This window comes from Acidithrix ferrooxidans (assembly GCF_000949295.1).
Taxonomy (GTDB): Bacteria; Actinomycetota; Acidimicrobiia; order Acidimicrobiales; family Acidimicrobiaceae; genus Acidithrix; species Acidithrix ferrooxidans.
Map to the genome: position 1 here is coordinate 15,082 of NZ_JXYS01000036.1, position 20,397 is coordinate 35,478.

The 20,397-nt window shown below is 48.6% G+C and carries 16 protein-coding genes, 1 tRNA gene and 1 pseudogene; 9 read left to right on the forward strand and 9 right to left on the reverse strand.

From position 1 onward, the window contains the following. Positions 1–83 precede the first annotated feature (83 nt). Entirely contained in the window at positions 84–1,523 is a 1,440-nt protein-coding gene (locus tag AXFE_RS07700) for an ATP-binding protein (protein ID WP_052605314.1), read from the reverse strand. Between the two features lie 954 nt (positions 1,524–2,477). Here AXFE_RS07700 and AXFE_RS07705 point away from each other — a divergent pair. From AXFE_RS07705 to AXFE_RS21370, 4 genes are all read left to right on the forward strand, one after another. Then, positions 2,478–2,783 (forward strand): helix-turn-helix domain-containing protein, encoded by a 306-nt coding sequence (locus tag AXFE_RS07705; protein WP_052605315.1) that lies wholly within the window; start codon positions 2,478–2,480, stop codon positions 2,781–2,783. Beyond that, positions 2,780–4,054, forward strand: a complete 1,275-nt coding sequence (locus AXFE_RS07710) for a type II toxin-antitoxin system HipA family toxin (RefSeq protein WP_052605316.1) — start codon at positions 2,780–2,782, stop codon at positions 4,052–4,054. The genes AXFE_RS07705 and AXFE_RS07710 overlap by 4 nt, the downstream gene beginning before the upstream one ends. A gap of 851 nt (positions 4,055–4,905) precedes the next feature. After that, positions 4,906–5,151, forward strand: a complete 246-nt coding sequence (locus AXFE_RS07715) for a transposase (RefSeq protein WP_160291773.1) — start codon at positions 4,906–4,908, stop codon at positions 5,149–5,151. A gap of 253 nt (positions 5,152–5,404) precedes the next feature. After that, on the forward strand, positions 5,405–5,617 hold the full coding sequence (locus tag AXFE_RS21370) for an exonuclease domain-containing protein (RefSeq protein ID WP_160291774.1): 213 nt from the start codon (positions 5,405–5,407) through the stop codon (positions 5,615–5,617). Positions 5,618–6,182: 565 nt separating this feature from the next. On the opposite strand, the gene AXFE_RS07720 is transcribed toward AXFE_RS21370, so the two are convergent. The 7 genes from AXFE_RS07720 to AXFE_RS07745 all read right to left on the reverse strand — a co-directional run bounded on the left by AXFE_RS07720 (position 6,183) and on the right by AXFE_RS07745 (position 11,749). Next, on the reverse strand, positions 6,183–6,929 hold the full coding sequence (locus tag AXFE_RS07720) for a nucleotidyl transferase AbiEii/AbiGii toxin family protein (protein WP_052605317.1): 747 nt from the start codon (positions 6,927–6,929) through the stop codon (positions 6,183–6,185). Then, the gene (locus AXFE_RS07725; RefSeq protein ID WP_052605318.1) at positions 6,916–7,539 is read right to left on the reverse strand and encodes a type IV toxin-antitoxin system AbiEi family antitoxin domain-containing protein; all 624 of its coding nucleotides are present in this window, start codon (positions 7,537–7,539) and stop codon (positions 6,916–6,918) included. Before AXFE_RS07725 ends, AXFE_RS07720 begins: the two co-directional genes overlap by 14 nt. A gap of 721 nt (positions 7,540–8,260) precedes the next feature. Next, entirely contained in the window at positions 8,261–8,455 is a 195-nt protein-coding gene (locus AXFE_RS07730) for a hypothetical protein (protein ID WP_052605319.1), read from the reverse strand. Between the two features lie 358 nt (positions 8,456–8,813). Then, positions 8,814–10,070: a HipA domain-containing protein gene (locus AXFE_RS07735; protein ID WP_052605320.1), complete on the reverse strand. Its 1,257-nt coding sequence runs from the start codon at positions 10,068–10,070 to the stop codon at positions 8,814–8,816. Then, a complete protein-coding gene (locus AXFE_RS07740; protein ID WP_052605321.1) occupies positions 10,060–10,317 on the reverse strand; it encodes a helix-turn-helix domain-containing protein in 258 nt (85 codons plus the stop codon). Before AXFE_RS07740 ends, AXFE_RS07735 begins: the two co-directional genes overlap by 11 nt. Positions 10,318–11,244: 927 nt before the next feature. After that, positions 11,245–11,466, reverse strand: a complete 222-nt coding sequence (locus tag AXFE_RS20740; protein ID WP_152625938.1) for a hypothetical protein — start codon at positions 11,464–11,466, stop codon at positions 11,245–11,247. A gap of 206 nt (positions 11,467–11,672) precedes the next feature. Next, positions 11,673–11,749, reverse strand: a tRNA-Ile gene (locus tag AXFE_RS07745). Positions 11,750–12,335: 586 nt separating this feature from the next. Here AXFE_RS07745 and AXFE_RS21375 point away from each other — a divergent pair. From AXFE_RS21375 to AXFE_RS07770, 4 genes and pseudogenes are all read left to right on the forward strand, one after another. Next, positions 12,336–13,014: pseudogene (locus AXFE_RS21375) on the forward strand (response regulator transcription factor). Positions 13,015–13,434: 420 nt separating this feature from the next. After that, entirely contained in the window at positions 13,435–14,448 is a 1,014-nt protein-coding gene (locus tag AXFE_RS07760) for a HAMP domain-containing sensor histidine kinase (RefSeq protein WP_052605323.1), read from the forward strand. Positions 14,449–14,571: 123 nt separating this feature from the next. Further along, positions 14,572–15,321 (forward strand): 5-oxoprolinase subunit PxpA, encoded by a 750-nt coding sequence (gene pxpA / locus AXFE_RS07765; protein WP_052605324.1) that lies wholly within the window; start codon positions 14,572–14,574, stop codon positions 15,319–15,321. Further along, the gene (locus AXFE_RS07770; protein WP_052605325.1) at positions 15,315–16,976 is read left to right on the forward strand and encodes a 5-oxoprolinase subunit B/C family protein; all 1,662 of its coding nucleotides are present in this window, start codon (positions 15,315–15,317) and stop codon (positions 16,974–16,976) included. Before pxpA ends, AXFE_RS07770 begins: the two co-directional genes overlap by 7 nt. Positions 16,977–17,166: 190 nt before the next feature. On the opposite strand, the gene AXFE_RS07775 is transcribed toward AXFE_RS07770, so the two are convergent. Continuing rightward, positions 17,167–18,192, reverse strand: coding sequence for an LLM class F420-dependent oxidoreductase (locus AXFE_RS07775; RefSeq protein WP_052605326.1), 1,026 nt, complete (start codon positions 18,190–18,192; stop codon positions 17,167–17,169). 454 nt (positions 18,193–18,646) lie between these two features. Between AXFE_RS07775 and AXFE_RS07780 the strand changes: the two genes are divergently transcribed. Further along, positions 18,647–19,987 carry an IS1380 family transposase gene (locus tag AXFE_RS07780; protein WP_052605327.1) on the forward strand — a complete coding sequence of 447 codons (1,341 nt, stop codon included), beginning with the start codon at positions 18,647–18,649 and terminating at the stop codon, positions 19,985–19,987. Positions 19,988–20,397 lie beyond the last annotated feature (410 nt).

Sequence of the window (20,397 nt, forward strand, 5' to 3'; positions counted from 1 at the left end):
AAGTAAGGACATTGAAACCCAGTGGAACTGAATGGGATGTTCTCTGACACATTTTTGGGTGGATTGTTGAGTGGACAATTCGGTTATTTCCCGGAGAAGGAAAGCGCAAACGCCAGAAAAGATGAGGGTACCGCCCAAACAGCTTCTCCCTCTGTTGCGTCGAGAATATCCCTAGTCGCTAGGATTCCGGTACCAATAGCCGAATTGCGCAAGCCGAGGGCCTCCTGTCTCCACGAATCTGAGACGTATTTGCCCTCGATCGGTGTCATACGTGTCCCCAAATCCGCACACTTACCTACAAAATCAACCTCACTGCTAGCGTTTCGATAATGAGTGATCCAGTCCCCGGAACGAACCGAGCCAGGGCGCACTCTCTCATTCCACTGCAGAAGGGCGACGCCAAGCTGTTGCTCGTTCAAGCGGGTGACGTCGACTTGGCTTCGACCGTTGACGAGCTGTGGCAGTTTGGCTACGAGCGGATCAAGAAAATAGAGCTTTCCCTGCTTGCGAAGATCCGCGTTACCGCTGTTATCAGCTCTCGGGTTTCTCCAGACGAGAAATGCACTCGCGAGAGCATCGATACGCTTCATTAGAGTCTCTCGAGCCACCCCGACCTCTTCGGCGAAGCCACTTATGGCAGTGGGACTCGACAATCGGACCCCGATACCATTGATCACCGCACCTAGGATGACCTCGTTCATTCCACTGGTGATTGCGTCACCTCTCACTACATCCCACAAGGCCTGCCACGTTGGCACCGCCACCTGATTAGTCCGACGCCATTCACCGACAGCCTTGGGGTACCCACCAACCTCAAGGTATGTCTGCCAAGCGGCTACCAAGTCATCGGTATACGGAGCGAGCGCCATCCAAGTTTCACGAGCCCGAGCAGACATCAACTCATCTGCACGAAGTCCCGCAACGGATGGCAAGTCAATTGACAAGCTATGACAGAACTCCCCAAAATTCATTGGCAGTAGGCACCTGTCGGGGTCGTCTACGGGACCTCTGCGACCTGCAAAAGCTTTAATTGCCTCGTCGAGATCTTGGTTCGTTGAACCGGTGAGTACGACACAATCATCACCGAAATGGGTGTTATCTCTGAGGTTCTTCACCACCGACCACCACTGCCCGCGGCAGGCCGTGACCTCATCGATAAACCAGTACCTCGGCCCATCACCCACAGAACTCGTTAAAACTCTCACCACATATTCGTACAGCGTCCCGAGCCGATTGGCCTGCCACCCATCCACGGTCACACGTATGATCTGCAGCGGATTTACCCCCTGGGCAAGAAGCGCCTGAATAGATCGCTTTACTAGCACAGTTTTGCCAACTCGTCGGGGACCGTAGAGCATATAGAGGCCTCCGGACCGTATGTTCGCCAAAGACAAGGGATAGTAGTCAATCTGAGATCCGGCGGCCTCGAGCATATCTCGGTCAGTCGCTGCCCAATGAGGACTTCGCCACCAGGGACTATCTCGACGTACCGCCTCAGCAACCTGTCCCTCATTTACAACCATAAAAAAACTATAGCTTAAACCCCAGCGTTTTTGTAAAGAGTGTCTACAAAAACCCCAGCGTTTTTGTAAAGAGTGTCTACAAAAACCCCAGGGTGTTGTAGGCACAATCGTCCACGGTAAAGCGAAATTCTATATAACCTCCAGCCAATCGAACTCCGAAGCGAGCCGCCTCTGGATTGTTCGACGCAGTATTGGCAAAACCCCATGATTGCCAACAAGCGTGCGCTGTATCTTCAAGTGTTGCGCTTTAGAACGAGAAGAGTATCGGCTCGTCCTCCCAAGTTAATCCTTCGCACTACCGGGCCTTTGGTGAGAATTTTGTGATTGGTACCGCAAGACATCCGATGGTTAATCGAACCTTGGATCGGTTTTGCGAGGTTTTTTGAAACTTCCATGGGATGCTTGCTACGAGTGATGCCTAGGAACACGCCGATGTTGCGTTTTCAACGCCCGTATTACTGACTATCCACTGATAACTCAGTACTGAATAGCAACTTGCCGTAGGCCCACCGGGACTCGAACCCGGGACCAAGGAATTATGAGATGGATCGGAAGTGTCCGAGCTGGGAGTCATAGTGTCGCATAATTGCAGTTACTAGCTTTACAATCTAAAGACCATTGAGACTCCGTGAAACTGAATGTTACGCTCTCGGACACATTTGTTGGGTGAATTGTTACGTGGACAGGCTTGCTTTATCAGCCCCAAAGATTTCAGCGAAGTGGTCCAAAGATTGTGGCAAGGTCAAACGTCGCCAGACATATAGCAATCAGTGTCGCAACCGCTTCTTACTTCCTTCATTGGACGATTGTGCGATAAAAGTCGCGTGTACGATCATCCACTTTGCTATAGTGTGTACGATCATCCACTTTGCTATAGTGTGTACGATCATCCACTTTGCTATAGTGTGTACGATCATCCACTTAAGACAGCATTTATTTCCTTAGGAGGCACCTTTGAAGAAGATTCTTTCCATGAATGATCTAGCGGCTATCGTCAAAGGACGACGTCTTGAACTCGGACTCAGCCAGAATGCACTTGCACAAAAGGCACAAGTCTCACGTGAATGGATCGTGCAATTCGAAGGCGGAAAGATTTCAGCCCAAACCATCCAGTTACTTCGAGTTATTGAAGCCCTAGACCTTTCCCTTTCCGTCTCGGTCAACACTAACGCCGTTGCAAAGGACAGTGCAACGTCGACAAGTACATCTTCGACAAGTACATCACTCGATGAATTACTACAAAGATACGGTGCTAGATGAGTGATGCATTGTCAGTAATTTTGAACAATCAAATTGCTGGAACGATTATTCGTTCCAGCAACAGTACCATTCGATTTGAATACGAGGAAGACTATCGAAATCAATCGAACTCTACCCCGCTTTCGGTCGCAATGCCGACATCTATAAAGACTCACCCTCATTCGGTCATATCGCCGTGGCTTTGGGGGCTTCTTCCAGAGAATCAAATTGTGCTTGATCGTTGGGCTCGGAAATTTCAAGTTTCATCATCGTCACCATTTGAACTTCTCAAAACGCCAATAGGCGAAGATTGTCCTGGGGCCGTTCGCTTTGTGTCTCCAGATCGCGTAAAAAGTATCGTAAACGCACCTTCGGAACTATTACCACTAAGCGACGAGGAGGTAGGGAAACGACTTCGCGACCTTTTAAAAGATTCAGCTACGTGGCTCGGTGAGTCATACACTGGAAGGTTTAGTCTTGCGGGCGCACAGGCAAAGACCGCTCTAGTTAGAACGGAAAATGGATGGGCCTTACCGGTAGGTTCCATGGCTACAACGCACATCCTCAAGCCTGGAATTTCTGACTACCACGATCATGAAATAAATGAATATCTTTGTCTGAACGCAGCCCGTCTTTTGGGGCTACGAACCGCCAAGACTTCTTTGGAATGCATTAGCGGAGTTGCTAGCGTAGTATCAGATCGTTACGACCGCTATGTCGAAGATGGAATTGTCAAGAGGATTCACCAGGAAGATCTATGTCAAGCTCTTGGAATTATTCCAGCAAAAAAGTACCAAAACGAAGGTGGTCCCTCTCCCCTAGATATTGTAAAACTCCTTCGCAGAGCACTCGCACCAACCGCAGCTGAAGTTGCGATATTGAACTTCGTCGACGCTCTGATATGGAATTGGTTCATTGGAGGAACAGATGCACATGCTAAGAACTACTCGATCTTAATCCTGGGACAAGAAGTTAGGTTTGCACCACTCTATGATGTGGCTTCCGCACTTCCATACGACGACCATGAGAAAAAACTCCGCTTTGCAATGAAGCTCGGAGGGTCGTATGGTGTTTGGATAGATCGAAATCCATGGCCTTCCGTCGCAAAAGAATTAGATCTCGGCAATGACTTGATTGTCTCAAGGGCGCAAGAGATCGGCGACCGTATCACCAATTCCTTCGAAGAAGTTTCGCGAAGGTCAGAGGTTGCTGACCTAGCCAGTACGTTACCTTCGCGGCTTTTAGAGAAAATCAACGAACGATCGAAACGTTGTATGACAATTCTCAAATGATGCGAGGTGAACCTTCTCACGATACGTGACACAGTTCTCCCTTTATACAAGGAGAATACAGGTATGGGGGGGAAAGGAATAACAGAAGACTAGGAAAGAGAAGACTCGTCGACAATTTGACGGCGAATTCAAAAAAGACGCAGTCAGACTTTTCTAGAGTAGCAACTCGCTTATAATGCAGGTAGCCGAAGATTCTGGCATCTCAATGGCGGCGCTATTTGATTTGTTCACAAACCTTCATTTTGTCGCCGCCTTCATCATCATTTCGACCAAATCAAAGAAGCTGTGATTTTTCCACAATCTTTGGACTACTTGAATCCGGATACTTGAACCTACTGCCGATCACTTGACAAAAACGTCCAACAGGCTAATATCCGAAGAACCAGAAATGGTGGGCCCGGTGGGATTCGAACCCACGACAAAGGGATTATGAGATGGCTTGAATGTGTCCTAACTAGTAGTCAAATTGTCGCAGCTCGTCCCATAATTGCAGCTCCCGGCTTTGCATTCATATGGTTTTTGAAACACAATGAGACTGAATGGGACGCTCTCGGACACATTTGTTGGGTGGAATGTTGAGTGGAATGACTACTAACCAAACACACATCAGTTCGCTAATTCTGCGTACGTGGGTGTAAATTACTGAAACATTGACTTTCGCTCTCTGTCTGGTGTGCTCATCGAAGTACTCCCCCTAACTTTGGTAGGGAAAATACGATCTTTCCCAGATAGAAACGATCAGGCTGTTGTCCTCACTGATGTCAGCTGCACATTTAGCAACCATTGAGGTTCCCCAGTTTCTGTAGACACCTTTTATGCCAACCTACGATGTTGGTGGAGAGGATGTCACAATGGGAGCAACGAGGCGGAAATTCACGCTGGAGTTCAAAACTGAGGCTGCACATCGAGTAATTGACTCAGGGAGAAGCGTGGCAGAGGTCGCCAAAGAGTTCTCTATCGCCGAAGATTCACTGTACCCGTGGGTCCGCGACGAACGCAGGCGCATGGAAGCTGCAGCAAGTACCGGTGATGAGCCGCTGAGTGCTGCTGAGGTCGGGCTCGCCCAATCGGACTTGGGGCTGGCACAGAACAGCTAACGCGCCATTTGGCACTTGCCAGTGACACAACTGCCGTCACGGGTTAACCCTTTGTCAACGAGCCTCCTTACCCGGCATGCACCAAAGCCGGAGACACCGGTCAATCACGCTGGATCTCTCGGGTACCTCATTCTGGACACGGAGACAACCGGCTTCAGCGCTAGAAAGACCGTCTCATCGAAACGGTTTGGCTCGACAGCACTTTCAGGACCACAGCCGAGTACGCCAGTCTCTACCAGATTGACACACTCTGGTGCGAGCGGCGCACGTTCACGGCATAACCAACGAGGTGCTAACTAGAGCCCACTCCTTCGCTGCTACGGCAAACTGGATCTCTGCCCTGGCAATGACCAATGTTCTCGTCGGCCACAATTTACCGTTCGATCTTCGCTTCATAACTAACGAGATGAGATTGGCGAAAGTAGATTATTTTCAACCTGCCGCTAGTGCCAACACGCTTTCCTAGGCGAGAAACATCGTTAAGGGCGAGGAAGGGTTCACTCTTGCACAGTGCTGCACTCACTACAGCATCCCTTACGAAAAACGCCATAGGACACTTCCGGACGCTCGGAACGTATCAACGGACTTTGGACAACCTTCAATCCAGTTTAAGTGTCCGAGCTAGTAGTCATAGTGTCGCATAATGTCCCACAATTGCAGTTAACAGCTTTACAATCTAAAGACCATTGGGACTCCGTGAAACTGAATGTTACGCTCTCAGACACATTTGTTAGGTGAATTGTTAGGTGGACAGGCTTGCCTTTTCAGCCACCTGAGTAGACGAAAACTCGGGAAGTCAACAACCTCTCAATCGAAACTTCTTGACCCACATTCAGCTAAGAACAAGTCGGAAATGCCGTCCTCGTCATATTTATAGTTGTAGTTGTGGTTTCGCACCGGCAAGTTGGGTAAGCCTAGGCCGTCTCGATTCTCCCGATCAAATCAACGACAGCAGCAAATGCCTGTTCAAATGTCAACCCGACCTGCCCGTCCTCTGCAAGACGTCGCCAGGTTTCTCGCCACGACGGCTGCTATGAAAGTACCGGTGGCCAGGAGTGCCTACCCCGGAGTTCAAAAATCTCCCTACAAGCAGCCGAGAGAGCTGGATACTCCTCCAGTTCAACTAATTCCGCTATCAAGAGAATGTCAAAAAGGTCCCTGACTCTAATGTTCGGATGATCATCTGTAGGTGGCTCGGTGCATGCATGCAATTTTTGAGCAATCTGGTACCTTGCTGGCAGAAATGCAATCTTCCCAGGATCAGGCAACTGAACCGGAGCTAGGGAAATCGCCACCCTGTGATATTCCGGGGAATCCAGGCTAGCGCCTTCTGCTGCCGACATCTCGAATGCTACAGTCGAAAAGGGTTTGGATTTGTACGCCAACTTTATCCTTGCCCTCCGTGGTGGAGGAGTTATTCCAGCGCGAGTGATCTCTACTTCGTCAGAGCGCACGCCCTCAAACCCAGACCAACCTCTCTTAAGCGCGGACCGAAGAAGACCACGCGCTTCAATGATATCTCCGCGAAATGCGGTATCAAGATCGCTGGTCGTACGCGCCCGATCGCCAAGACGTAACTGCAGTCCTGCGCCACCCTTAATGACGAGTCTTGCCCTGCCATCTTCTCCAGGTAGTCCGTCAAGCATTGCCGCGATAGCCGTAAATCCCAAAAGACGTCGCAAGCGACTCTGTCCGAGTTCGAATCCTTCTCGCGCCCACACATCAATTAATCGTTCCAAATGCTGTCTATTGCCTGGAATCCGATCACTTTCGCTCACTTAGCCCCCTCTCCTTATCATCAAGAGCTGCCAAAAGTCTTGCCGCACGACGGGTCCCTATTAGTTCACGCCGACTGGCATTTGTAATGGCCTGATCTATAAGGCTGCCGTCAACACCCTCGTCCATGGCAATCTCAATGGCAAGAGAGGGAGAGACGACCCGGATATCATCTACTTCGTCAATTTGGTCTCTTGGAACATCTCTCCTCAAGAAAACGATGTCCTTTCGAATTCGTCGTATCCGCAGACCCGGGGGTACTATGACTTCGATCCGACGTGGATTAACGTCAGCAAGGTCCCAAAGGTCAAGAGCGGCTTCGCCAGCGAGAGCACCATGATCTCCACCTAGAAGAACCGCCTCAGCGTAGTTGTCGTGAGGGCGATGCGGTACTAAGGAAATACGGTACAGACCTCGTTCTCGTTGTTCAGCACGACCTCGCAATGCAAGCGCCCGAAGGCGCTGAGGGTCAACTCCGACTCTTCGAGCATCCGCTACTGTCACATATCCGTGTTGCTGAATAGCAATCTCCAAAAGTACATCAAGCGTCGTCATGACAATAGTGTACCGAATAACGAACTCTTTTACCACATTTATTGCAATTATTGCCATATCCGTTCATATTAACGAACGGATCAATTGTCCATCTCAAGTGCGTATAACTCAGAGTAAGTGAGCCAACAAATGACTCCAGGCACTGACTTGACCTTTGAACTCGACACTGGTGACCAAATTTCGGAAATAACTGAAAATCATGGCTCAGGAACCAGAGGGTGGTTGGATCCCACATGCATCCCTAGTACACTCGAAAAGCTGGGTCCGCCATGGTCACAGCTGACCAAACCCTACAACTTAATTGGCTCTGCATGGCATATATGTAGTAGGTCCGGTGGGACTCGAACCCGGGACCAAGGGATAATGAGGCGTTCACAAAGTGTCCGAGCTGGTAGCCAATTTGCCCGAGTACGTCTCATTTTTGCATCTCATTGAGGGGTTTGGGCTAGGGTGCTGAGACAACCTCGGACTGGGCTGGACATTCTCGGACAAAATTGTTGGGTGCGCACTTGGGTAAAGTTGACGTGTAAATCCTCTTAAGCATTGATCAACCGTGTTTAAATTATTGTTCGTACCCGAACACCATCCACTTGCTTTTCGGTTTAAATGGATCGCATGACCACTGCTGTCCTGCCTTCGAACAGCCAGTTGTAGAAGTCATCCGGGGTTTTCCGAACAGCCAATTGCCAGAACGGCCTAGTCCGACCGGGTTAAAGTGCGATCCTGACGAGGCAACAACAATCGGGACATCCGCGCTTTCAACTCTATTCATCAGGTCCTACGTCCCTCGTTCACCTTGGAAGGGAATCGCGAGATCTGTTCCACTGTCGAGCATCTCCTGATTCCATACGAGACCCGCAGCCTTTCCGTGCCGAACGCAGTCGGCAAGACCCACCTCAACATGCGATCCCAGCGTTCCAGCAAGAAAGCCCACCAATGCATCGGCACCGTAAATTATTATTTCGTTAGGCACTACTACTTCTAACTACTTAAGGCTTTCGCGGATTGCATCTGCGTCCACGTAGTCTCTACCGCCACACACAAAAACATGGATTAGATTCTCCTGTTGGTATCTGCTCTATATCTATGAACCATTGGAACGTGAACGACATTTTTGGGTGAGAATTCCGTCTGCACAGTCCCCTGTTGGTGATCCAACCCCTGCGTGAATCGACAAATGGACGCATCCGTACACACCGTACCTCGATGTTGATCGCAGCCCAGTAACTGCCCCTTCTAAGAACCTCTGCCTCGCTTGCACGATCCGATAATCAGTGGAGAGATTTCGACCCCTTGGCAACACCATCGAAGATTTCGCTCCGTCAAGGCAGTCATTGACCAAGCCGAGCAGCTTCGGCCCGTGCACTGGTTATCCTCTCCTGCACCAGTTCAATAAGCGCTTGCGGCACCTCGGGGACATCTCTAGCAGCCTGATCCAAAGCATTAGGGAGTCTCTCTAGGAGTTGGGTCAACACCGACTGTGCAGTCCTATATCTCATTCCCCAACGCTCCGCCTCGGACACGAGGTCCTCGACAGTGACTTCGTTGATATTGCGCTTCGCATTCACGAAAAGGCCAAGCGTGCGACTCATTGAACGTGCGTAGGCTGTTCTATAGTACTCGGTACTCATGATGTCATAGACCGGAGCCAGACATACCGTCCCATCTTCTTGGTGAAAAAATGAGACGTTCTTGCCGTGAGCGTCGGCATTGCCGACAATCACATGAATAGCAATCTGGCGCAACAGCTCCTCTTTTGACTGGGCATCCCCCCACTGCTCAAGCAACCTGGCAATCCCGACCAGAGTTGGCCCGCCAAACTCTTCGTATTTGTGCTCAGGGACAATCGTGAGTACTGACAGGGTCTGACAGGCATCTTCTTGGTGCATCCGCCGGATACCGCCTACTTCCCGTCGTCGGTCATAGCGCTCAGACACGAGTACTTTAGTCCCAGCAAAAGACAAAATGGTAGTGCGAGCCGCTTTTAGTCCCGACCTTGCCGCCAGGTTCATACAGAACGCCTCGTTCACCACCGAGTTCGGTAGATCGCGATGTGCCGGTTTGAGAATATGGGTGGACACGACACCATCAGCAGGTAGCACCCAGCGTCCATCTTCAAGCCTGGATAGCAACAGCTTGGATTGGACTCCGGCGAGCGAGACCCGTATATGTCCATCCACTCCAAGCGGATGCACTGGCAACGCCCGCAACCGTCGCTCTATCTCAGCATCATCGACAGTATCCTTCGTTGAAGCTCCTGCCACTAATGCTGCTCCGTCCCCTTTTGGTTGCACCATGAGCGCACCGGCGCAATCTTTTCCCAATACAGCGAGGAGGCCCATGTCATCAGACTCATCGAGACCAAAATCGTAGGCCAGCATCCTTCTAGCCTCCCCTTCGGGTAGCAGACCACGGAAGAACGCCCGCACCTTGGGATCTGAGTATCGTCCAGCACCCACCGGCATTGCCACCGATACAAGAGGAGCGCCGACAGGATGAGCCTCACCAGTGTAGGCCATCGTCATCTGCCTACGATTCTCGCTGAGCATGGCAACGTGTGTCCCATTAAGCCATACCTCAAGCTCCATCCTTACGAGTTCCTTCCCGTGGTCGAACGACGATCTCCAAATCGAGTGCACGGCAGGCCAAGACAAGATAGCGCACGGCTTCAGTGGTGGAACCGCGCTCAAGTTCTGAAAGATAACTCCGATGTAACCCTGAAGTCTTTGCTAGTTCAGCCTGAGTCACTCCACGACGAAGGCGAAATTCACGCAGTGCCATCCCGAAGGACTGGGCGCCCCGAATCACGTACTCCCTGTCTACATTTTCAGACATAGGAATAGTTTAGCTCACTTGTCTACATCTGCGGGCATCGATTGGTGCAGGGTTGATGGTGGACACATGGGGTTCACCACTCCAGGCCGAGGCCGCATCAAGTCTCCAGACCGAGAAAGACAACCACGTGAACCGAAGTTATGCCTCCAACGTCACTCGCCCTCGCTTCACACACCATGGTAACGGATGCTTCGTAATTATGTGGCCCACCTAAACACCATGCTCGCGCGCTGGCAAACCTGAAAGCACCTACCCATTACGTACGTCGCCGATCAGCGTATAGCTACAAATACCTGCCGTGGTGTGACCAATCTGGAGCGAGCATAGAGTCTTCCGAATGCAGAACCAATTACCCTTTCGTAGACTATGTCCCACGTTATACACAAATTCACCATGGCATCTTCAGAATTTCTTGGCTTAGATTAATTCTTTGAATTTGGTGACTCAGTGATACATGTTTCCCAAAGCTCTAGCCAACACTCGATTTACCCGTTTTATGACCGCGGCGGAAGTTCGTGTAAATACATGACGGTATGTTCAGTGATGAGCGAACCTGTCTTCGGGAACATCACTATAAATCTAGGAGACGAGGGGAGGGCGCCCGGTGCCAATACTTAGGTCGATCGGCGACAACTGGATTCAGTAAATCGTGCCTTAGGTATGCACGGCCGAAATAATGGCAGTGTGAACTATGCATGTGAATATCAATGGGGGGTTTGGCCTGACCGAGCAGCATCTAATCCTTGCATTTTCGGGGCTAAAATCGTGGGTCAAAATACCGGTTTGACGTGGATAAAGTTAGAAACCTGATGGAGGGACGCCAGCGACTGCATCAGTCCTAGTCGGCATCGCCCCTACAAGCATCGGACAAGCTGTTGCGTACCCCATGAGCAAATCCGCCCCGTATGTCGCCCCTCAAAAGCATCACTATTGGAGCATTACGTATCTTGAGGACGTCGCCAACGAAGGATTCATTCTCCCAGATCCGACATCGGCGCTTCGGCCAATCCCCGATGCCCGGCCCGACCAGGCCGACGTGCGATGCTGTTGCCACCCTGCGCAACGTCTTGGAGGAGACCTTGGTAATCGCTCACGCGAGTGTTCGTTTGACTCATAGAGGGTGAAGGCGGCGCTATGTGTTTTGTTCACAAAATTTCATCTTGGCGCCGCCTTCACCATCATTTCGCTCAAAATCAAAGAAGCTGTGACTTTTACGCAATCTTTGGACCACTTGAACCTACTGCCAGTCACTTAGCGAAAGCGTCAAACATGCTAAAGTACGATGAGCCGGAAATGTCGAAAGGTCACCCCGCTAGAAACGGAAGAGCCACTGAAAAGCTAAATAGCTTATGAACTGGTGGGCCCACCGGGACTCGAACCCGGGACCAAGGGATTATGAGTCCCCTGCTCTAACCGACTGAGCTACAGGCCCGAATAGATACTAATAGGACATCAACCAGACACTGCCAAATTAACAGACCAAGTAATCCAAGCAGGAAATCAAGGGCTAGCTCACGGAAAATCAATCATTCAAAGACAACCTTGCTGATGAAAATTAACTTTTAGCCAAACTTGCTGGAAGTTACAGTTTCAGCGGTTTCAACCAAGCGGACGGTTCTAGGCCCGATGGCAGCTCTATCTGAAAAAGATTACATTTTGCAATAGAGCGCAAGTCGACCGCACAACGGCAACCACCAAGTCAGCCAAGCTTTCCATCTCTTTGGTCAAGTGATAAAAAACGAGCTAACCAATCGTTCACGCATTTTTTATCTAGCACTTAACCAACGCTGATATCACCTTATGATTTGAACGATAATCTCTAAAACGCCGAGCGGGTGCTATCTGACGTGTCGTAGAGGAACCAGAGTCAGAATAGGACTTCGGAAAATTTCAACAAGAGACCAAGGACAATCCGATGGTGGCTTTATCAATCAAAAAAACGCGATAGAACCCTAGTTGCAAGGATCAAATTCAAAGGTGAAAGATCAAAGGTGACAAATCGCATCGCATCTCAACAAATCCAAAGGATAGTGATAGTCAAAGATGATCGTGCCGTTCGCGACTCAATTGCTACCGTTCTCCGACTAAAGGAGTACGTAATAGAACCGTGCAAAGATGGAGAAGATGCCCTTTTGGCGATCGAAAACGAACCACCAGATGCCATCATCCTTGACATAATGATGCCAAAATTAGACGGACTATCTGCGACCCGAGAAATTCGAAGACGGGGCTACAAAACCCCCTCTTAATTTTAACTACCATCTCCCAGGTCAGTGAACAAGTCGCTGGCCTTGACGCTGGAGCAGATGACTACCTAACAAAACCCTTCGCGCTTGATGAACTAATCGCAAGGTTCGGAGCACTTCTAAGACGCTCGCAGCTCGTGAATACATCACCGATGATTTCCATTGGAGATTTGACGATAGACCAAACTTCAAGTCGTGTATGGCGCGCAGACAGAGAGATCAACCTCTCCAAGACAGAATTTGAGATCCTATGTCTAATGGCCAAACACACCGGAGATGTGTTGGATCATTCAATTATCTACCCTGAGATATGGGGCTCAGGCTTTGAACCACAATCAAAAAATCTAGCGGTCTACATTGGCTACCTTCGTCGAAAAATCGAACAACCTAACGAAAGTCAGCTCCTACAGACCGTGCGGGGGAGGTCGGATATGTCCTGGAATCAATATGAAGCTTAGAATAAAACTTCTCCTCCTTTTTGCCAGCTTTAAAATTTTAGCTTCCACGATTGTCGCTCTCTATTCATACAGCGCCACATCGCGCCACCTCAGTGCGTCCATAGACCAATCACTGATGCATACCTTTACGACCCTCTCACGTCGTGCATCTCGCACTTTTATCAATTCTTCCCAGGGCTCACCACTATCCCCCTCGACGCGTCCAAGCGGACCACAGCCAAACAATCCATTTAGCCCAGGGGAGGGCTCTTCAACCTAGCGAGCGTCCAATTCATCAACCCTGCTGGCATCACTCGTCAAATATCCGGATCGATTAGCCTTCCTGTATCCGCGAGAGACATTCATATCTCCAACACCACTAATCAGCGGTGGATTCGCACTGTTTCACTATCGGGTGGTGTATCTGCAGCCTTTTGACACAAAGTACTCCAGGAGGCGCGATCGAGATAGGGCTAAACTCAAGCGCCACCTTAGGTTCCCTCTCGAATGTGAAGCTGCGACTCTTTGAGTTTGGCTTGTTGATCTCATCTCTCTTTGCAATTGCTCGCTATTTTGTTGCATCGGCAATCACCAAGCCAATCGACGAACTTACCCGCACATCAGAAGAAGTCGCTATCACAGGTGACTCGAGCATCCAAGTTGATATAAATAGGAGAGATGAAACCGGTCGACTCGCGCGTTCAATCAACCAACTGTTAGACTCCCTGTATCGTTCTCGACTTGCCCAAGCACGCCTCGCGCAGAACGCATCTCACGAACTTCGAACACCCTTGACATCACTTAGAACCAACATTAAATTGCTTAGCCGATATAGAAATATCCTAGATGTCGATCGAGAGCGCATACTAAGAGATCTACTAGGTGAGACAAACGAACTATTCATGCTAGTCAAGGAGCTACTGGCCTTAGCTGGCCTTAGCTATGAAGACGAAGAGAAATCAGCTGTCGATATCATGAACTCGTGCGAGGCTGTGGCCAGCCGAATAAGTTCACGTTTCAATGTCAATATTAAAGTACGAGGGAACTCGCCACAAGTCTGGGTCATTCAGCCTCGAACTATCGAACGGGCCATTTCGAACCTTTTAGAGAATGCGATAAAATTCAGAGACAGTGAAGAAACCATAACTATCGACCTCTCAAATTTCACGGTAGCCCTAAGAAACTTCGGAAGCTCGATTCCAATTGAGGATCCACCAAATATCTTTGAGAGATTTTATAGAGCTAAAACTTCATGGCCCATAACCGGCTCTGGCCTTGGACTTGCAATCGTCAAAGAGGCCGCCCGGACCAATAATGAAAGAGTATTTGCCAAGAACATACTCGACACAAACGACAAAATTGGTGTCGAGATTGGAATCAAATTTGATTCCGCCAAGATAACTATTCGACTTGGTTCAAATCCTCTGTCTCAAAGTCTTGACCTCTAGTTTGCTTCGACAGGGCAAGATATCAGAGAAAAGAGACGCATAATACAACAATTCATTCATTAGCGGCCATAGCAGGGTCGTTAATCTAAAAATCAATAGATTACTCCCGATAGACTCACCCATGTGGATTTAAACGCAGACGTCGGTGAGACCATAAATGATATACCCTGTAGTAACGATGCGATCTTAATTCCTCTTATGACCAGCGTCAACATCGCATGCGGAGGCCACGGTGGAAATTTAGAATCACTCTCGAGCGCGTTGGCGCTTGCAAAGCATAACAACGTAACAGTTGGAGCACACCCTTCATACCCTGATCGATTGAACTTCGGACGGAGAACGATTGATTTGAAACAAAATGAACTAAGAGAAACGATCACCGATCAGCTCCATTATTTGAAGAAGCTTTGCGACCAGTTGGAGGTCAAGATCTCATACGTCAAAGCACACGGGGCGCTTTATAACGACATGTTTAACGAGAGCGAGATAGCTGACTGGTTTTTAGAGGCAATTGAAAACTTCGATCCCAACCTTGCAATCTTAGGTCAGCCAAGGGGTGCACTAGCTAAAAGAGCAAACGATCGCGGCGTTAGGTACTTCCAAGAAGGCTTCAGTGATCGAAGATACCAGATAGATGGTTCATTGAAGCCAAGAAGTCACGAAAACGCGGTCTTAGAGAAACCGCTCGAGATAGCAACTCAGGGGTATCTGATGGCATCAAAGAGACAAGTTACAAGTGATAGTGGCGATCAGATCTCCTTGGAGGTCGACTCGATCTGTATCCATGGAGATAACCCGGCTTCAATAGATGCGGCTCGAAACTTACGCGATCGCTTGCGCGAAGCCAAAATACCTATCGAGTCCTTTTGTTAGGAGTTGAGCCCTATGGAAACGCCGCATTCCTCGTAACGAGCGACAGAGCCTTTAACTTTGAAGAGCGGCTTCTACATGATCGTCCCCCTTGGTTGATCGATGTAATCGCAACGAGCTACGAGGTACTTGTAAAATTCGATACCATATCAACTTGCCCTAATAAGGTAGTCGAATATCTGCATGGACTCTCTGAGGTGACCGATAAGGTTTGGCAGATCTCTAAAGTTGGGCAAAGTCACGAGATCGAATTCGAGCTCACTGGCTTTGATCTAAAAGAGGTCCTTGAACGCTCTAAATCAAGCATTGTCGAGCTTAGAGATGAACTATCAAGTAGCACTTTCAAGGTGGCTCACCTTGGATTCGCCCCAGGCTTTGTCTATCTAGATGGCCTAGGTTCTAAATTTCATATTCAACGTCGCGAGAGTCCGAGAACAAAGCTGCCAAAAGGATCTCTGGCGATTGGCGGCAAATATCTGGGGATATATCCACTTGCCACCCCAGGCGGATGGAACGTAATCGGATCTGCGACCAGTTCATTCTTCGATATCCGAAATAACCCTCCAATGGCACTACATCGAGGTGACACAGTCACCTTCAAGGAGGTCGAGTCAAAACCCATAACCGTAAACAGCTCTCCAATTGATACTGACGATATCCAGCTAGTTCCGTCGGGCAAAAATCTCCTTCGATTTGGAGTAGTAACACAGAGCATTGGTAACCCATCCTTCCAGGATCTAGGGAGATTCGGCCTCAACCATCTGGGTATATCCAACTCAGGGGCTATGGATCGATCAGCCTTTAGCTTGTCAAACTTGATTTTGGGCAATGACCCGGTCAAAGCAACGTCGATCGAGATTCCTATAGGATCAACACTTCAAGTAAAGGTCACCAAAAGCGCCTATGTGGCAGTCGTGGGACAGGGAGCTACCCTTAGAATCGACAACCATGAAGTTCCTATCAATACGACATTGGCTCTTAATGAAAACAACGTATTCCATATTTCAAATCGCGGAGACAGTGCCTACGTCTACCTCTCCATTGCCGGTGGCTTTGCCTGTGATAGGACGCTTGGATCTACCTCATTTGATTCGCTTAGTGAAATAGGTCCGACCCTTAGCTCAAATGACCTTTTGTATATAAAGATTAATAAAAAAAATACCATCTTTGACCATATTGAGATGAACCAAACGGCAACATCAAAAGAGTTATCAGTTCCGGTGATGCTAGGTCCAGATATTAAATATTTCTCGGACGAAACTACGGAGCGTTTTCTCAACAATCGATTTACCATCTCATCGAAGATATCACGAGTAGGAATCCGCCTCATGCCAGATCTAGCACTTAGGCCAATTAGCAATTTGGATCGATCGAAACCTATGGCTTGCGGAGCCATTCAAGTGACGCCCTCTGGAGAGATGATCATCATGATGAGAGACTCCCCCACTACGGGCGGATATCCAGTCATTGGGGTCACCTGCGAACCCTGGATCTCAAAGATCGCTTCACTCTTGCCCGGCGCTTCAATTACATTTATGATAATGGGGCTAGAACACTACAGATCATCCCTTCTGCAAAGGCAATCGCCGCCCTTATCAAAATGCCTTTGGGGACACCGCCCTTACGATGAACTCATTTCAATGGACTATAAGCAATAAAAGGCGCCTAAAAAGGCGCCATAGGAAAAATGAAACCACAAAATAATCATTACAACAAACCAACAAAACGCCTGATGGCCAAAGATCGATAGGTAGCTCAACATTTACAATATGAGCGACTGATACCTCTATCTAACCTCGATAAAGAGGTGCGATAGAGGTATCTCAAGAAATTGATTGATTGATCGCGCTAAAGGATAAGCTCGACTAGAGTCCGGAGCGAGTCAATATCGCCGCCTGTGACCACGGTAGTTATTACCGTCTCCTTCCATCGTTCGAGATCATGTCGAATCTTATCCTTAGGACCAATCAATGCCACATCTTCGATCATCGTCATAGGAATCGATGCCATAGCCTCACCTTTAGCTCCAGCTAAAAATAGGTCCTGAATACGAGCACACTCAGCTTCGTATCCCATCCTCACGAAGACATCAGCGTGGAAGTTCTTCGCCTTGGCGCCCATTCCACCTATGTAAAGTGCAATCATGGGCCTAATGGCATCGGCGGCTTTTTCGATATCGTCGTTGATCACAATGGGCATAGGACAAATAACTTCAAACTTGCTAGAGTCATATGCCTCGCCACGAGCTTTAAATCCATCCTGAAGAGCCAATGAGTAAAAATCATTGCTCTTTGGGGAAAACCAAAAAGGAAACCAACCATCAGCAATTTGTGCCGCCAGTGAAACATTCTTGGGGCCCTCCGCTGCTAAAAAGATAGGAAGATCGCCACGCAGCGGATGAACCGTGGACTTCAAAGCCTTTCCAAGACCTTCTCCGCCTCCATATGGAAGTTGATAGAACACACCATCATAGGAGACCGGTCCTTCGCGCCTCAAAACCGATCGTACGATCTCTACATATTCTTTAGTGCGTGCCAACGGTTTGGGATATGGAGCTCCATACCAACCTTCAACGACTTGCGGGCCACTAGCGCCAACTCCCATAATGAACCGACCATCAGAGAGGTAGTCCAGAGTTATTGCCGCCATAGCCGCAGCCGTTGGAGTCCGAGCACTCAGTTGCATAATCGCCGTACCCAGCTTGATCTTTGAGGTATGTGAACCCCACCAGGCGAGAGGGGTCAGCGCATCAGAGCCATAAGCCTCAGCAGTCCAGACAGAATCGTACCCCAGTGCCTCTGCTTCTTTCACTAATTCAAGAGCGCCACTTGGCGCCTTTGATCCCCAATATCCCATTTGTAAACCAAGCTTCATAGAGCACCTTCTAAAAAAATAATTCAGCTCATCATCCTGAGAATGAAAGCTCTCCTAAGTCTCACCATAGCCCAATTACAAAGGAATTATTTGCCATTTAACAATTTGGCGCTGTGTAAAAATAGACAACGACAAGCCAGTACGAATGCAGAGATCTTCCAAATGCCCAGATTCGCACTACCAGCTCAGAAATAACCAATTTAGAGCCGATGGCCCATGAAAATATTCACAAGAAAGGTCTCTTAGAAGCGGCTGGTAGCCATTTTAGAACTTCAACCTCTTTTAGAATTTGAGTTTCTTGAAGTTAGCAAAGGTGAGCCAATGTCACACTTAGCCTGGATCCACCGAAAATTTAGCCGCTCAACTTTGATTTTGGCATAGAAAAGGTGCTCTGAACTGGTAGAATGATGTTTGAAGACACTTCAAATCCATCAGTTCAAGGAGCACCTTTTAGATGCAAGCATCTACTAGTGCTTTAGAGTGTTTGATAGTCACCTTTGACGATTCGAACGCAGTTTCCAACAGTGGGTTAATACTCCCTATCACCCTTGCTGAGAGACTTGGCCTTAGGGATCTCTTTGATTCTCACATTGACCTAGAGGATCGTCCTGGACGAGCAAATGTTGGCAGAAAAGCTATGGCTATCGTCGCATCTATCTTGGCCGGTGGTGATTGCATTGATGACACTGCAATCCTTGAAAGCCCAAATGCGCAAGTTATCCTTGGTCAGATAATGCCAGCACCATCCACTCTTGGTGTCTTCTTGCGTAGTTTTGAGACCAGTGACATCGCAGATGTTGAACGAGTTGCAGCTTTGTTGCTAGAACGAGCCTGGCTAGCTGGAGCAGGTCCAGGTGATGAGCCGCTCACCATTGATGTTGATTCCACGATATGTCAGGTATATGGAAACAAAAAAGAAGGAGCTGGATTTGGTTATACCAAAGTAAGGGGGTATCACCCACACCTAGCAGCTGTTGGCAAGACAGGTGACATTCTTGGAATAGTGACTCGTGAAGGCAATGCCAATACCGCTCGTGGTGCCGGAGAGTTTGTAACTCAGGTAATCAACAATGCCAGAGCCGCTGGAGCAACTGGTGAAATAACCATGCGTTTTGACTCTGGGTTCTACTCAAGAGCCGTTAGAGACGCAGCTAGTGCGGGTGATGTTCGCATTTGCATTACAACACGGATGTCCAAGAGACTAAAAGGTATCATCTCCGATATCCAAGAGGATGCCTGGACTTCAATTCCCTACTGGCTTGAAGGTGGAGCTGATGTAGCAGAAGTGAAATATCGCGCATTTGCAAGAGATAGACAAGACGTTCGTCTTATCGTAGGAAGAACAAAGCCTACTCCAGGGTCTCAGCTGGCACTATTTAGTGACTATGACTATCACGCATTTATTACCGATCGACAAGGCGAAACGCTTTTCCTTGAGGCTGATCACCGAGCACATGCCCAGATCGAACTAGTCATCAAGGATCTCAAAGGAGGTTCTAGATGGAATCATGTTCCATCTAGATACATGAACGCTAATGCCGTTTGGTTGGCTCTGGTCTGGTTAGCCATTGGTGCAATTGCACACAACCTGGCACGGTTCACTGCACGAATAGGCGCTATTACAGAAACTGTTATCACCACACCAAAGCTTCGACGGTGTTACTTTCAGATCGCAGGACATATCACTCGTTCAGCTAGAAAAGTAATACTGCATCTTGAAGAACACTGGCACTATAAGGATAAGTTCTTAGAGGCTCTTGATCGGATCAGAAAGTTTGAGATCGCCATCACCTGAACATCTGGTTACCTAACACACTGAATATTACTTGAAGGAACTGCTCTAGAAGACAAGGGATTAGGTCACTATACCCAAAATGAGATTTCACAATCTCAAAAATGACCAAACAGGCTCAACCACAAAGGGAATAGGTCATATTTGGCTCTCTGAAACCAGATTTAAGCCATAGACCCTCCGTCAAACCTAAATCAGTTCCGAAAAACCGACTCAGAGTCACACCGAAGGGCTCAAGCTGGTCCATTTCTGTGGATTCAGGCTTAGGGTAATGGCCTATCAAAAGAGTTGCACTTATTATTAATTGGCTTAAGCGGCTAGCGGCTAGCGGCTAGCCGCTAGCCGCTAGCCGCTAGCAAGCTTTTCGAATAAAGAGATGATCGAACGTTCAATCATAGCAAGGCTTTCGTCGA

Bases quoted from the DNA above. Each gene is read 5' to 3' on its own strand.
- AXFE_RS07700 (WP_052605314.1), bottom strand. From the start codon at position 1,523: ATGGTTGTAAATGAGGGACAGGTTGCTGAGGCGGTACGTCGAGATAGT.
- AXFE_RS07710 (WP_052605316.1), top strand. From the start codon at position 2,780: ATGAGTGATGCATTGTCAGTAATTTTGAACAATCAAATTGCTGGAACG.
- AXFE_RS07715 (WP_160291773.1), top strand. From the start codon at position 4,906: ATGGGAGCAACGAGGCGGAAATTCACGCTGGAGTTCAAAACTGAGGCT.
- AXFE_RS07725 (WP_052605318.1), bottom strand. From the start codon at position 7,539: ATGGCAATAATTGCAATAAATGTGGTAAAAGAGTTCGTTATTCGGTAC.
- AXFE_RS07735 (WP_052605320.1), bottom strand. From the start codon at position 10,070: ATGGAGCTTGAGGTATGGCTTAATGGGACACACGTTGCCATGCTCAGC.
- AXFE_RS07740 (WP_052605321.1), bottom strand. From the start codon at position 10,317: ATGTCTGAAAATGTAGACAGGGAGTACGTGATTCGGGGCGCCCAGTCC.
- AXFE_RS07775 (WP_052605326.1), bottom strand. From the start codon at position 18,192: ATGAAGCTTGGTTTACAAATGGGATATTGGGGATCAAAGGCGCCAAGT.
- AXFE_RS07780 (WP_052605327.1), top strand. From the start codon at position 18,647: ATGCAAGCATCTACTAGTGCTTTAGAGTGTTTGATAGTCACCTTTGAC.